The 13062-nt window shown below is 70.7% G+C and carries 13 protein-coding genes; 6 read left to right on the plus strand and 7 right to left on the minus strand.

Features of this window, described 5'->3' with window-relative positions:
• The first annotated feature begins 159 nt into the window (after positions 1 to 159).
• Both D3272_RS25160 and tssG read left to right on the plus strand, forming a co-directional pair.
• The gene (locus tag D3272_RS25160) at positions 160 to 768 is read left to right on the plus strand and encodes a protein kinase domain-containing protein (RefSeq protein ID WP_245496786.1); all 609 of its coding nucleotides are present in this window, start codon (positions 160 to 162) and stop codon (positions 766 to 768) included.
• The gene (gene tssG / locus D3272_RS25165) at positions 768 to 1823 is read left to right on the plus strand and encodes a type VI secretion system baseplate subunit TssG (protein WP_129221985.1); all 1056 of its coding nucleotides are present in this window, start codon (positions 768 to 770) and stop codon (positions 1821 to 1823) included. Before D3272_RS25160 ends, tssG begins: the two co-directional genes overlap by 1 nt.
• 178 nt (positions 1824 to 2001) lie before the next feature.
• Here tssG and D3272_RS25170 read toward each other — a convergent pair whose 3' ends face one another.
• From D3272_RS25170 to tssH, 7 genes are all read right to left on the minus strand, one after another.
• Positions 2002 to 2301 carry a hypothetical protein gene (locus D3272_RS25170; protein WP_129221986.1) on the minus strand — a complete coding sequence of 100 codons (300 nt, stop codon included), beginning with the start codon at positions 2299 to 2301 and terminating at the stop codon, positions 2002 to 2004.
• Between the two features lie 158 nt (positions 2302 to 2459).
• Complete coding sequence (locus D3272_RS25175; RefSeq protein WP_245496787.1) at positions 2460 to 3080, minus strand: GNAT family N-acetyltransferase; 621 nt, start codon at positions 3078 to 3080, stop codon at positions 2460 to 2462.
• Entirely contained in the window at positions 3080 to 3526 is a 447-nt protein-coding gene (gene comJ, locus D3272_RS25180) for a competence protein ComJ (protein ID WP_129221988.1), read from the minus strand. Before comJ ends, D3272_RS25175 begins: the two co-directional genes overlap by 1 nt.
• 519 nt (positions 3527 to 4045) lie before the next feature.
• A complete protein-coding gene (locus D3272_RS25190; RefSeq protein WP_129221990.1) occupies positions 4046 to 4333 on the minus strand; it encodes a hypothetical protein in 288 nt (95 codons plus the stop codon).
• Complete coding sequence (locus tag D3272_RS25195) at positions 4330 to 5025, minus strand: contractile injection system protein, VgrG/Pvc8 family (RefSeq protein ID WP_129221991.1); 696 nt, start codon at positions 5023 to 5025, stop codon at positions 4330 to 4332. The genes D3272_RS25190 and D3272_RS25195 overlap by 4 nt, the downstream gene beginning before the upstream one ends.
• A gap of 81 nt (positions 5026 to 5106) precedes the next feature.
• Positions 5107 to 5583, minus strand: coding sequence for an Hcp family type VI secretion system effector (locus D3272_RS25200; RefSeq protein ID WP_129221992.1), 477 nt, complete (start codon positions 5581 to 5583; stop codon positions 5107 to 5109).
• A gap of 5 nt (positions 5584 to 5588) precedes the next feature.
• Positions 5589 to 8270 (minus strand): type VI secretion system ATPase TssH, encoded by a 2682-nt coding sequence (gene tssH / locus D3272_RS25205; RefSeq protein WP_129221993.1) that lies wholly within the window; start codon positions 8268 to 8270, stop codon positions 5589 to 5591.
• A gap of 159 nt (positions 8271 to 8429) precedes the next feature.
• On the opposite strand from tssH, the gene tssA reads away from it, so the two are divergent.
• The 4 genes from tssA to tssC (D3272_RS25225) are packed head-to-tail and all read left to right on the plus strand — an operon-like array spanning position 8430 to position 12965.
• On the plus strand, positions 8430 to 9497 hold the full coding sequence (gene tssA / locus D3272_RS25210) for a type VI secretion system protein TssA (RefSeq protein WP_129221994.1): 1068 nt from the start codon (positions 8430 to 8432) through the stop codon (positions 9495 to 9497).
• A gap of 36 nt (positions 9498 to 9533) precedes the next feature.
• Positions 9534 to 10073 carry a type VI secretion system contractile sheath small subunit gene (tssB, locus tag D3272_RS25215; RefSeq protein ID WP_129221995.1) on the plus strand — a complete coding sequence of 180 codons (540 nt, stop codon included), beginning with the start codon at positions 9534 to 9536 and terminating at the stop codon, positions 10071 to 10073.
• Positions 10074 to 10075: 2 nt separating this feature from the next.
• Positions 10076 to 11572 (plus strand): type VI secretion system contractile sheath large subunit, encoded by a 1497-nt coding sequence (gene tssC, locus D3272_RS25220; protein WP_129221996.1) that lies wholly within the window; start codon positions 10076 to 10078, stop codon positions 11570 to 11572.
• A 10-nt stretch (positions 11573 to 11582) separates the two neighbouring features.
• Positions 11583 to 12965 carry a type VI secretion system contractile sheath large subunit gene (tssC, locus tag D3272_RS25225; protein WP_129221997.1) on the plus strand — a complete coding sequence of 461 codons (1383 nt, stop codon included), beginning with the start codon at positions 11583 to 11585 and terminating at the stop codon, positions 12963 to 12965.
• The last annotated feature ends 97 nt before the right edge of the window (positions 12966 to 13062 follow it).

The following is a 13062-nucleotide window of genomic DNA, read 5'->3' on the forward strand; positions in this document are numbered from 1 at the left end:
AGCACCTTCAGCACCGTGCTGGGCACCATCGGCGCCTAACAGCCCTCAGCCGACCTGCGCACCCCCTGGGTAGTTACCGAGCGGGCGCTCGACGGCCTGGTCGCGGAGTGTTTCGCCGCCGAGGCCCGCGCGCTGCTCGACATCCGCCATGACGCGATCGTGCGGGCCCACGCCTTCCTGCGCCACGGCGACGGCCGCAACTTCCTCCTGCTCGACCTCGTGCGCGGCCCGACCCTGGCGCAGCGCATCGCCGAGGCGCCTTTGAATGCGGACGAGCTGCAAGGGCTGGCGGCGCGGCTCGCCGGCGCGCTGGCCTGCCTGCACGGGGCGGGCTTCGTCCACGGCGACCTATCGGCCGACAACGTGGTGGTGGCGGGCGCGGTCGCGGGCGCGGTGCTGCTCGACCTCGGGCTGCTGCACGCGGGCACGCTCGGCGCGGGCGAGATCGCCTTCTCGGGCCACTGGTCCATCGCCGCGCCCGAGCAGCTCGCCGGCGCGCCGCCCACCGCGGCGGCGGACCTCTACGCGCTGGGCCTGCTGCTGCTCTCCGCCGCCGCGGGCACGCCGCTGGCGCTGGGGACCGACCGCGACTCGGCCCTCGCGGCGCGTGCCACCCCCTTCGACCTGGAGCCGGTGACGAAGGCGCTGCGGCCGCTCGTCGCGGCGCTGCTCGACCCCGACCCGGCGGCACGCCCGGCCGCCGCGGCCTGCGTCGAGCGCATCGAGCATCCCGGCCTCCTGCAGCGGCTCGTGGGCGCCTCGATCTGATGGCGGCCGAGGGCGGAAGCGGGACGGGCGGCGCGGCCCTCCGGCCGGGGTTGCCGCCGGCGCCGGCCCGCCCCGCCACGCTGGCCGAGGCGTTGGAGCGCGAGCTCGACCGCTTCGAGCCCTTCACGGCGCTGCGCCTGCTCGGTGTCGGCGGCGACGACCCCGCGGCCGAGCCCGAGGTGCGCGGGCGCGCCAGCAACCGCTATGCCGCCACGCCGCTGGCGCGGTCCACGCGGAGTTCACACGCCGTCGAGGCGGCCTTTGTCGGTCTGGTGGGCACGCTCGGCCCGCTGCCGCATTTCTACACCGAGGCGGTGCTGCGCGAGGAGAAGCGGCGCTCGGGCGCGCTGCGCGGCTTCCTCGACGTGTTCGTCGGGCGGCTGGCCTCGCTGTTCGTGCGCGCGCATGAGAAGTACCGCCTGCCGGCCGCCATGGCGCGCCGCGGGGCGGACGGCGGCGAGCCGGTGGCGCGGGCGGTCTTCGCGCTGATGGGCCTCGGCCTGCCCTCGCAGCGCGGCCGCCTGCTGGTGCGCGACGCCCACCTCTTGCCCTACGCCGGGCTGCTCGCCCGCGAGGTGCGCTCGGCCGCGGGGCTGGAGGTGATCCTCGCCGACCAGCTCGACCTGCCGGTGCGGGTGGAGCCCTTCCGGCGCCGCCTGCTGCCGATCTCCCCCGCCGAGCAGACGCGGCTCGCCGCCGGCCCGGCGAGCTTCGCGCGGCTCGGCATCGACGCGGTGGCGGGCGCCCGCACGCCCGACGCGTCGAGCACCTTCCGCGTGGTGGTGGGGCCGGTCGACTATGCGGACTTCATGGCGCTGGAGCCGCGTGGGCGGCGGATGGCGGAGTTGGTCGAGCTCGTGCGGCTCTACATGGACCCGGGGCTCGACTTCGACGTGCAGGTGCTGCTGCGTCGCGCCGACGTGCCCGAAAGCCGGCTCGGGCCGGGGGCGCCGCGCCTCGGCTGGAACGGCTGGGTGCGGCAGGCGCCGATGGCGCGGGACGCGGGGGAGGCGGTGTACGAGCCGGGTGGAGGGAGCGATCGATCGACCAGCTGAGGTCGTCCACCCGCAAGACGGGGTAGCACCTCGCCCGTGCGTCGGGCGCGGCCTTGTCAACCCTCGCCCTGCCCTTTGCGATAGACCTCATGGCACGTCCCTCCGTGGCCTGGAGCGGACATGCTGCCCGTGGTCTGCCCCTCTCACCTTCCCGTCAGGCCGGCAAACTTGCGTGTCATCAGGGCAGATCGCGATCAGGTCGAGTCACCTGATCGCGTGAAGATGCTGGCAAAAACATGGCGCTAGAGCTGAAGTCGCGGGCCAAGGCGAGCGGCGACGGCTCTAGCTCCGGAGGGATCGGGACCGGCGTCCAGTCCGTCCCGTCGTAGCGGTGGATGCCCTGCTTGTAGTCGCAATAGAGCAGCGCGCCGCCGAAGCCCTGGACCTGGAACGGGTTGGGCGTCCGGCGCAGCCGCGGCTCCAACGGCGCGAGCTGGCGGCCGTCGAACGTGTGCAGGGCATGGTCGGAGGCGACCACGCAGGCGTCGCTCCACCGATTCATCGACAGGAACGTCCCGGAGAAACCTGCGAGATCGACGCGGCTGAAAGGCCAAGTCGAGATGAGGCTACATGCGGAAACAGATGGCTGAAGCTGGAGCGGCGAGGAGAAACAGTTGGCGTGGGCAGCCCCTTGGGTCAGAGTCTCACAAGGTGACCGGTTCCTCGGAACTTCAAGCAATCACGAGGTCGATCGGAGCTCTGCGGATGCACCCGATGAGCCAGCAAGCACGCTTCCGGAACAATCGAAATTCGAGCGAGAGCGCGCGCGACAGCCTCATGATCGGCATCGCAGATGCACCAAGCATGTCGAGCTCCGAGCGTCTCGAGCATGGCGCCGAGCGCTTCGGTGACGAAGCCGTTGCGCCAACTCGTCCGCACCATGACGGCGCCAATCTCCCCATCCGGCCCCATTTGGACGATACCGATCCCCGCGGCGGTTCGGGTCTTTGGCGCGATCACGTAGGAGTGAAGCCCTGCGTCTCGCCGTGGACAGGCGCCGGCCAGCAGGTCTCTCGTGTGGTGCAGGTTCCGCATCGGACGGTGTGGAAGAAAGCTGCAAGTCAGCGGGTCGCCCAACGCCTCGTGCAGGGCAACCCCGTCATCATAGACGGGCAGCCTCAAAAGCAATCGTTCGGTCGAGATCTCCTCGGGGCCCGTCAACCTCGCCGATCCATCGCTGCCGACGACATTCGCCGTGGTGAGACTCGGCGCCGAAAGCGACATCGCAGGCTGGTGATCAGTTGTGAACGTCGGCATCACGACGAAGAACTCGATCTGTCTGCAGTTCCGTACCACGTTTCAGGATCGCACAGGTCGGCGCATTGTTTTTCGATGAAATGATGTTGGAATACGAAGCGGACGTCGCCCTGACCAGGACGTGCTAAGAAATTGAGTTCGTAACGCCCCCTCTCGACATGGACACGTTCGGGACCGATCACTGATCCTACCATGAATTCACCGCTCTTGATCTCGAACGGAACCTGTACGGCCCACAGGCACATCGGATCGAGCGTGAACGCGGTGGCGCGGAACACGTCGAGGCGTGATGCTCCCGCGTCGCCGGGCACCCCGAAGCTGACGCCGCCCGGCGACCAGGCGAAACCCTGTGCGGTATGCTGGTCGGTCCATTGAATATCGCGCAATGGCATCTCGAAGACCACGATCTGTGCATAGAGAACGTCAACGTGCAGGCTTGCCATCATGACGATGGTCCCACCTGAATGGCAACTCTGCACCCCTCGGCAGCACGCGCAGGAGTCATCATTTGATGATCGATCTGCTGACCGGCGCTGCGGTTGTCACCTAGGGCAATATTCTTGACGCTGGAGTCGACGCTTTCCGCAAAGGTTGCTGGGGGACAATCGTCCTGATCCATCCCCTTTATGCTAGGGAGATTGGCGTTCCGCAGGTTTGCCGCGCGCCTCGCGTTCGTCGCAGGCCGATGGAGCGTCAACGTGCTCGGCTTTCCCGCCGCTTGCGCCTCTTCGATATGTTGGGCGGCCTCTGGCGAGCGAGCGCGGGAAACGATCACGGTGCGCCGGCAACATGTTTCGCAAGGCTCTTCCTTGGCCTGCGAAAGCGCGCGGGCTGCGGCAGCCGCTCTTGCCAGTACCTGGGCCGTTCGATAGGCACGGCAAGCCTCGTAGGCTTCGCCGACGGCTTCGAGGCCGACAGCACCGAGCTCCACCCCCTCAACGACTGCAGGGACAGCAAGGACGGCATCAGCTTCGCCCTTGGTCGAGTTGCGGTAAGCGGACCATCTGATCCATCATGACCTGCATCTTCTCATGCGGCTCACCGGGTTCGGTGGTGAGGAAGCGGCGGATGGAAGGCGCGTGCTCGATCGAGCCGGCGGTCGACAGCATCAAATAAGCCCATTGTGCTCGCGACCGCTCGGTTCGTAGACCGAAGCGCGCGGCCGCATCATCGTACACATCCAGATCGCGCGACAACTCGAGGTCTGACTTACCTTGCGTTTCTTCGGGCGCCACAGACCGGAGATAGGTCATGATCGCGGAACGTGCCGGGCGTGAAGGCGAAGGAGCGGCGCCAGGCGGTGATGTGGTCCTCGGCGGGCGAGCCGGGCGCGAAGCGGGTCGTGGTCCTCGGCCGGCGGCGCGTACATGCTGGGGTGGTCGGTGACGAACAGCGTGTGCCTGCCCTCGGCGTGGACGTGGTAGAAGAAATAGCCGTCCTGCTGCATGCGGCGCAGCATGTCGTCGAGGTCGGTCTCGTTCCACTGCACGCTGTAGTCCAGCGTCACCGGCACGCCGATGATCCGCACCTGCAGGTCCGTGATGCCGTGTTCGGAGCACAGCGTCTCGATCACGTCGATGCTGGACGTGTTCTGGAAGATGCGGCAGTCGCTCTTCTGCGACAGCAGCCACGGCTTCGGCCGGAGCGTCAGCGCGTAGGAGCGGGTGCCGCGGCTGGTGGGCGGGCCCTCGTGCAGCTCCGTGACGAGGCCGTTCCACCAGCGCATGCCGCCGTCCTTCAGCCGCAGCGCGAAGTCGGCCGCCGAGCCGATCAGGTCGGCGGCGGCGAGGTCGTCGCGCTGCGCCTTGACGGTGGCGCGGATCGTGAACAGGCCGTTGACCATCTCGTCGACGTCGAGCCCGTCGAGCAGCAGCACGTCGGGGCCGAGCCGGGTCGACACCGCCATCATGCGGCCGGCCTGTGTGTAGGGCACGGGCAGGGTCATCGCGGCTCCCTCGCGCTGGCATGGGGGCGGCGCGGGGGTCGCCCCCGCGCCGCTCGATGGCGGCCTCAGGTGGACTTCGCCTCAGGTGGACTTGGCGGTGGCCAGGTCGAAGGAGGCGATCATCGGCGACTTCGGGTTGTTGTTCTCGTCGAAGGGCGTGTACTTCACGTCCATCTTGGTGAAGTTCAGCGTGATCGACTCGTTCGGCCGGTCGCCCGCCGAGCCGACGTTGTAGGAGGCGATCAGCGTGTTGTAGAGCTTGTACTCGATGTAGATGTCGCCCGGGTTGCCGGTGGTGACGAGGTGGATCGTCGCCGTCTTGCCGGTCCGCCCCGTGCAGCTTTCCTGGAACAGCTTGGTGGTCGATGAATCGCTGATCTTGGTCAGCGTCACCTCGCTCACCGCCGGCTCGGAGGCTTCGCGGTTGGCCGCCGCGCCCGCCAGCGTGTTGATGTTGCGCGCCACGTTCCAGTTCATGGACTGGATGTCCATCCAGTTCTTGTGGTCCTGTTGCGTGGCATCGCCCTGGATGCCGTCGATCTGGAAATAGATCGGCATGCTGCTCACTCCCCTGCAATCGCGATTTCACCCGCATCGGCGCGGGCCTCCTCCGCGCGGGATCCCGCGCGGCCGTCGTCGGCGGATGCGGCCCGCCGATCCTCGCCCGGCCCGCCCTCGGGGCGGACCGCGATACGCGCGCCTTCCCCGAGGGACAGCCGGATGTCGCCCGCCGCCAGCCCCGCCACCGCCCGGTCGAGCACCAGGCCCGACAGGGGCGGCAGGATCTCGCGCGCCACGATGCCCTCGACCGCCCGCGCGCCGATCTCGGCCACGAGGCAGCGCTCCGCGATGGCGTCCAGCACGCCATCGTCGATCCGGAGCGCGGCGCGGTGCGCCGCGGCGAAGCGCTCGGCCAGCCGGCCGAGCTGCAGCCGCACGATGCGGCGCAGCGTGGCCTCGTCGAGCGGCAGGAAGGGCACCACCGTCACCCGGCCGAGGAAGGCCGGCTTGAAGTGGCGCAGCAGCTCGGGCCGCAGCGCGTCCACCAGCGCCTCGCCCTCCGGCATGGTTTCGGGGTCGGCGCTCAGCGCCGCCAGCGTGTCCGAGCCGGCGTTGGAGGTGAGGATGATCGCCGTGTTGTGGAAGCCGACGTCGCGGCCCTCGCCGTCCCGCAGGCTTCCCTTGTCGAACAGCTGGTAGAACACGTCCTGCACCCCGGGATGGGCCTTCTCGACCTCGTCGAGCAGCAAGAGCCCGTAGGGCCGGCGGCGCACCGCCTCGGTCAGCACGCCGCCCTCGCCGTAGCCGACGTAGCCGGGCGGCGAGCCCAGGAGCGTCGACACCTTGTGCTCCTCCTTGAACTCGGACAGCGCGATGACGGACAGGTGCTGCGGGCCGCCGAAATACTGGTCCGCCAGCGCCAGCGCGGTCTCGGTCTTGCCGACGCCGCTCGTGCCGACGAACAGGAACACCGCCGGGGGCTTGCGCGGGTCGGCGAGGCCCGCGGCGGCGTTGCGCATCGCCGCCGCCACGGTGCCGAGTGCCGCGTCCTGCCCCACCACCCGCTCGCGCAGCCGCTCCTCGAGCGACAGCGCGGACGACACGGCATCGCGCAGGAGGCGGCCGAGCGGCACCCCGGTCCAGCGCGCCACCACGCCCGCCACCGCGTCGCGGTCGACGGCGCGGTGCACCAGCGGCTCGCCATCCTGCAGGGCGGACAGCGCGTCGCGCAGCCGTCGCCGTTCCGCCACGGCCTCGGCCCCGTCCTCGCTGGCGGCGTCGTGCTGCCCGACGAGGGCGCGCTCGCGGGCGAGCCGGTCCGCCAGCGCGCCCCGCCTCGCCTCCACGACGGCGAGGCGCGCCATCGCGGCGTCCCGCTCCGCGGCGGCGTCGAGCTCGTGGGCGCGGCCGAGCCGGCCGATCTCGACCCCGAGCGCCTCGGCCTCGGCTTCGGCGTCCTCCAGGGCGGCCGGGTCCGCGGTACGGCTCATCGCCACGTTGGCGCAGGCCGTGTCCAGCACGCTGATCGCCTTGTCGGGCAGCTGCCGGTCCGGGATGTAGCGGGCGGACAGCCGCACCGCGTCGCGCAGCGCTTCGTCGTGGATCGTGACGCCGTGGTGGGCTTCGAGGCTCGGCACGAGGGCGCGCAGCATCCGCACCGCCGTTTCAGGCTCGGGCTCGCCGACCTTGACGACCTGGAAGCGCCGCGTCAGCGCGGGGTCGCGCTCGATGTGGCGCTTGTATTCGGACCAGGTGGTGGCCGCCACCGTGCGCAGCTCGCCGCGCGCCAGGGCGGGCTTGAGCAGGTTCGCGGCGTCGCCCGAGCCCGGCGCGTTGCCGGCCCCGATCATCGTGTGGGCCTCGTCGACGAACAGGATCACGGGCCGCGGCGAACCCTTGATGCCGGCGATGACGCCCGTGAGCCGCCGCTCGAACTCGCCCTTCACGCCCGCGCCGGCCTGCAGCAGGCCGAGGTCGAGCGAGCGCACCTCGACGCCCCGGAGCCGTGCCGGCACCGTGCCGGCCGCCACGCGCGCCGCCAGCGCTTCCACCACCGCGGTCTTGCCGACGCCGGCCTCGCCGGTGAGGATCGGGTTGTTCTGCCGGCGCCGCAGCAGGATGTCGATCACCTGCCGGAGCTCCGCTTCGCGGCCCACCACGGGGTCGAGCTTGCCGGCGCGGGCCTGGGCGGTGAGGTCCAGCGTGTAGCGCTCCAGCTCCTGGGCGTCGGCGCCCGGGGGCGCGGCGGGGGCGCCGCCCTCGGCCCGCGCGACCGCCCGCGCTTCGGGCTTCACGCTTGCCGCCAGCGCCAGGGCGCGGCCCTCGTCGAGCCGGAGCGAGGGCGCGATGGCGCGGGCCACGCGGGCCAGCGTCGACGACGTGGTCAGCGCCAGCAGCAGGTCCTCGGGCGCCACCGCGTCGCGGCCGAACCGCAACGACGCGTTGAGCCAGGCTTCCTCGACCCATTCGAGCAGCGTCCGCGACAGGGCCGGCGCCCCGCCGTGCCCGCCCGGCAGCCGGTCGAGCGCCGACGCCACCTCGTCGGCGGCGCGCCGGCGCGGCACGTCGAGCGCCGCCAGGCTCGGCTCCGCGGTAGAACCCGCGGCGAGCAGCTCGCCTAGCCAATGTTCGATCTCGACTTGACCGTTTCCGCGCGAAAAAGCGCGGGATACGCCCGCCTCCAAGCTCGTCTTCAGCCCGGATTCCAAACGCGATACGACGACGCGAAGATCGAAGACCGTCACGGCGCCACACTGACACTACGGAAACTACGGGCGCGAAGACGACAGAAAGGCGACAATCTATGCATGCGATCATCTCTACGCCGCGCGGAGTCGCTCTTGCGAACCGCCTGAGATCTATATAGGAAAGATGGGACAGGTCAAAGGAGGTCGGTTCCGTCGATGGCGAATGATCTGCTCGGGCTGGCCGAACCATTCGACGGATTATTGCCGTCTGGCGTCGACGTCCGACAGGATGCTGCCGCGCGGCCGATCTATCTCCGGCTCAAGGATGCCCGGGCGCAGGCCCGCACGGCCGAGCGCACGGCCGAAGCCGCAGGCGATCCCGTGGTCGTCCCCCCCGCCTGGGCCACCGTGCGGGCGCTCGCGGTCGAACTGCTCGGCGCCCATGCCAAGGACCTGGAGGTCGCCGCCTGGTTGATCGAGGCCCTGGTGCGGCTCGACGGCTTCGCCGGCCTGGCGCGGGGCTTCAGGCTGACCGAGGCGCTGGTGGCGCGCTTCTGGCCGGACGTCCGCTCGAACGACGAGGACGACGCGCAGGGCCGGGTGTCGCCGCTCGCCGGGCTCAACGGCATCGGCGGCGAGGGCGCGCTGATCCAGCCGATCCGCATGGTGGCGCTGCTGCCCGCCAGCCCCTACGGCGCGAACGCGCTTTGGCACCTGCTGCGGCTCCAGCGCGAGCCGGCCGGGCCGATGGCGCGGGACTTCAACGAGGCCCGCACGGCCTCGGACCCGCTGGCGGTGCGCGACCTCGCCGCGGAAGCGGGCGAAGCGGCGCGCGGCTGGGCGGCCCTCACCGCCACGCTCGAGGAGCGGTGCGGGCCCGACGCGCCCCCGTCGTCCACCGTGCGCTCGGCCCTCGCCGAGGTGCTGGACGGCTACCGCACCGTGCTCGGCATCGACGTCGAGCCGCGGGACCCGGTCCTGGAAGCGCCGCCCGCGGAAGCGGCGTCCACGGCGCCGGTCTCCGCCGCGTCCCCGCGGCCGGTCGCCGGCCCGAAGGGCTACGGCACCCGCGAGGACGCCTTCGCCGAGCTTCTGCGCATCGCCGACTTCTTCCGGCGGCACGAGCCGCACTCGCCGCTGTCCTACGCCATCGAGGGTCTGGTGGCGCGCGGGCGCATGAGCTTCGCGGCCCTGCTGGAGGACCTGCTGCCCGACGGCGCGAGCCGCCGCCAACTGCTCCTGATGGCCGGGATCCCGATCGACGGCGAGGGGCGCATCAGGTGACGGCGGCGCGGCCGCGATGACAGGGAAGGACCAGCCATGGCCGATTCGATCCACGACAAGCTGGAGCGCGTGCGCAAACCGCGCGTCCACATCAAATACGAGGTCGAGACCGAGGGGGCGATGATCGAAAAGGAGCTGCCCTTCGTGGTCGGCGTCCTCGGCGACTTTTCCGGCGACCCCGGCCAGCCGCTGCGCCCGTTCCGAGACCGGAAGTTCACGCAGATCGACCGCGACAACTTCGACGACGTGATGGCCCGCATGACGCCCGGCCTCACCCTGCAGGTCGACAACACCCTGCTCGACGACGGCACCGACATCGGCGTGCGGCTGAACTTCTCCAAGATGTCGGACTTCGACCCCGCCGCCGTGGTGGCGCAGGTGCCGGCGCTGGCGAACCTCCTGGAGATCCGCAACAAGCTGCGCGACCTGCTCGCCAAGGCCGACCGCTCCGACAGCCTCGAAGCCATCCTTCAAACCATCCTCCAGGACAACGCCCAGCTCCGCCGGCTCGCGGGCGAGCTCGACCCCGCCACCGCCGGCCGCGACGGCGGCGCCAAGCCCGCAGGGAGCGCCTGACCATGAGCCTCGCCGAAACCCGAGCCACCGCCGCCGCGGCGCTCGCCGAAGCGGACCACACCACCAGCCTGCTCGAAAGCGCCATCGCGGCCACGAAGCAGACCGAGCCCGACCGCACCCACGCCCTGTTGCGCACCCTGACCGAGCAGGCGCTGGACGGCACGGTCACCTTCGACCGCAACCTCACCGTCTCGATCAACAAGGCGATCGACGCCATCGACGCGAAGATCTCGCGCCAGCTCGCCGCGGTCATGCACCATCCGGACTTCAGCAAGCTCGAAGGCTCGTGGCGGGGGCTGCACTACTTGGTCCACAACACCGAAACCAGCGTCAACCTGAAGATCCGCGTGCTCAACGTGTCGAAGCGCGAGCTGTGGAAGGACCTGGCGAAGTCTGTCGAGTTCGACCAGAGCCAGATGTTCAAGTCCATCTACGAGAACGAGTTCGGCACCCCCGGCGGCGAGCCCTACGGCGCGCTGGTCGGCGACTACGAGTTCTCCAACAGCTTCGAGGACCTGGAAACCCTGCAGGGCTGCGCCGGCGTCGCCGCGGCGGCCTTCGCGCCCTTCATCTCCGCGGCGAGCCCGCGCCTGTTCGGCTTCGAGGACTTCCGCGAGCTGGCGCGCCCGCGCGACCTCGAGAAGATCTTCGACACGATCGAGAGCGCGAAATGGCGCTCGTTCCGCGAGAACCCGGACTCGCGCTTCGTCACCCTCACGCTGCCGCGCGTGCTGGCGCGGCTGCCCTACGGCCAAGCCACCCAGCCCGTGGAAGAATTCGCCTACGAGGAGTCCGGCCCCGGCGCCGGGGCCGGGCCGCAGACCCGCGCCCACGAGAACTATTGCTGGATGAACGCGTCCTACGTGCTGGGCACCCGCATCACCGACGCCTTCGCCAAGACCAACTGGGCCACCGCCATCCGCGGCGCCGAAAGCGGCGGCAAGGTCGAGGCGCTGCCCCTCCACGTGTTCCAGAGCGACGACGGCGACCTCGACCTGAAATGCCCGACCGAGGTCGGCATCACTGACCGACGCGACGCCGAGCTCGGCAAGCTCGGCTTCCTGCCGCTCTGCCACTACAAGAACACCGACTACGCGGTCTTCTTCGGCGCGCAGACGACCCACAAGCCGGAGAAGTACGACCGGCCCGAAGCGACGGCCAACGCCGCCATCTCGTCGCGCCTGCCCTACATGATGGCGACGTCGCGCTTCGCCCATTACTTGAAGGTGATCGGCCGCGACAAGATTGGGTCGTTCATGGAGGCGCCGGACTGCCAGGCCTGGCTGAACCGCTGGATCAACAACTACGTCAACGCCAACGACGACGCCGGGCCGGAGATGAAAGCCCGCTACCCGCTGCGCGAAGCCCGCGTCGCCGTGCAGGAGATCCCCGGTCGCCCGGGCTCCTACAACGCGGTGGCCTGGATGCGGCCCTGGCTGCAGATGGAGGAGCTGACGACCTCGCTGCGCATGGTGGCCCGCATCCCGCAGAAGAACTGACGGGCGCGCGATGCTGGACACGGCGCGCGAGCCGCCGCGGCGGGCCGGGGCGCGACGACCCACCGCGGCCGAAAAGATCGATCGGCTGATCGCCGCCATCGACCGGGCGCTCACGGCGGAGATCAACGCCGTGATCCACCACCCCGACTTCCAGGCCCTGGAAGCGCGGTGGCGCGGCCTCCACGGCCTCGTGGCCGGTGCCTCCGCGGCGCCGGGCGCCAAGGTCAAGGTGCTGTCCGTGTCCTGGCGCGAGCTCAGCCGCGACATGGAGCGGTCCGTCGAGTTCGACCAGAGCCGGCTCTTCGAGCTCGTCTATGGACAGGAGTTCGGCATGCCGGGCGGCGAGCCCTATGGACTGCTGGTCGGCGACTACGCGGTCGGCCACCGCGCCGAGGGGCCGGGGCGGCCCGACGACGTCGGCGCGCTGCGGGCGCTGGCCGGCGTGGCGGCGGCCGCTTTTGCGCCGCTCCTGGTCCAGGCGCGGCCCGAGCTGCTCCAGCTCGACGGCTTCGCCGAGCTCGACACCCTGCCGGAACTCGCGGGGGTGTTCGAAAGCGCCGACTTCATCCGCTGGCAGGCGCTCAGGGCCTGGGAAGACGCGCGCTTCCTCGGCGTGTTGGCCCCGCGCGTGCTGATGCGCACGCCGCTGCGCCCCCACGACCGGCGCCGGATCGACGGCTTCATGTTCGAGGAAAGCGTCACGGCGTCCGGCGCCGAGCTGCTGTGGGGCAACCCGGCCTTCGCCTTCGCGGGCGTCGTGGTGCGGGCCTTCGCGCGGTCGGGCTGGTTCGCGGACCTGCGCGGCGCCCCGCAGGACGAGGACGGCGGCGGCCTCGTCACCGACCTGCCGACGCCGAGCTTCGCCACCGACCGGCCCGGCCTCGCCGCCCAGGCGCCCGTCGAGGTGCGGCTCACGGGCGCCCAGGAACGGGCGCTCGCGGACCACGGCCTCGTGCCGGTCGGCTGCGCGCCGTCGACGCCCTGGCCGGTGTTCAACGCCAACCCGTCGTTGCACCGGCCACCCCGCTCGCGCGACCGCGCCGCCGACGAGAACACCCGCCTCGCCTGCATGCTCCAATACGTGCTCTGCGCGTCCCGCTTCGCCCATTACCTCAAGGTGATGATGCGCGACCGGGTGGGCAGCCTCGGCGGCGCGCCCGCCATCGAAGCCCTGGTGGGCGGCTGGCTGGCCCGCCACTGCCTCGGCAGCGACGACGCGCCCGCCGAGCTCAAGGCCCGTTTCCCCCTGCGCAGCGCTTCGGTCGAGGTGCGCGAGCTGCCGGGCCGCCCCGGCGTGCTCGGCTGCCTCTTGCGCCTGCAGCCGCATTTCCAGCTCGACGACGTGACGGCGAGCTTCCAGCTCGTCGCCGAAGTTTCCACCGCCGCCGCGTGAGGCTCCGTGGACGAATGCTTCCGCGACCGAGGGAGGACCGACGCTCCCGACCGTTTCAGGGGACATTCACGCACGAGTTCGAACACCTGCAGACCTT

This window comes from Lichenibacterium ramalinae, assembly GCF_004137085.1.
GTDB lineage: Bacteria > Pseudomonadota > Alphaproteobacteria > Rhizobiales > Beijerinckiaceae > Lichenihabitans > Lichenihabitans ramalinae.

Coding starts and splice junctions, on each gene's coding strand:
- tssC (WP_129221996.1), top strand. CDS start 10,076: ATGAGCCTCGCCGAAACCCGAGCCACCGCCGCCGCGGCGCTCGCCGAA.
- D3272_RS25195 (WP_129221991.1), bottom strand. CDS start 5,025: ATGACCCTGCCCGTGCCCTACACACAGGCCGGCCGCATGATGGCGGTG.
- D3272_RS25175 (WP_245496787.1), bottom strand. CDS start 3,080: ATGCCGACGTTCACAACTGATCACCAGCCTGCGATGTCGCTTTCGGCG.
- D3272_RS25200 (WP_129221992.1), bottom strand. CDS start 5,583: ATGCCGATCTATTTCCAGATCGACGGCATCCAGGGCGATGCCACGCAA.
- comJ (WP_129221988.1), bottom strand. CDS start 3,526: ATGATGGCAAGCCTGCACGTTGACGTTCTCTATGCACAGATCGTGGTC.
- tssA (WP_129221994.1), top strand. CDS start 8,430: ATGGCGAATGATCTGCTCGGGCTGGCCGAACCATTCGACGGATTATTG.
- D3272_RS25190 (WP_129221990.1), bottom strand. CDS start 4,333: ATGACCTATCTCCGGTCTGTGGCGCCCGAAGAAACGCAAGGTAAGTCA.
- tssG (WP_129221985.1), top strand. CDS start 768: ATGGCGGCCGAGGGCGGAAGCGGGACGGGCGGCGCGGCCCTCCGGCCG.
- tssB (WP_129221995.1), top strand. CDS start 9,534: ATGGCCGATTCGATCCACGACAAGCTGGAGCGCGTGCGCAAACCGCGC.
- tssC (WP_129221997.1), top strand. CDS start 11,583: ATGCTGGACACGGCGCGCGAGCCGCCGCGGCGGGCCGGGGCGCGACGA.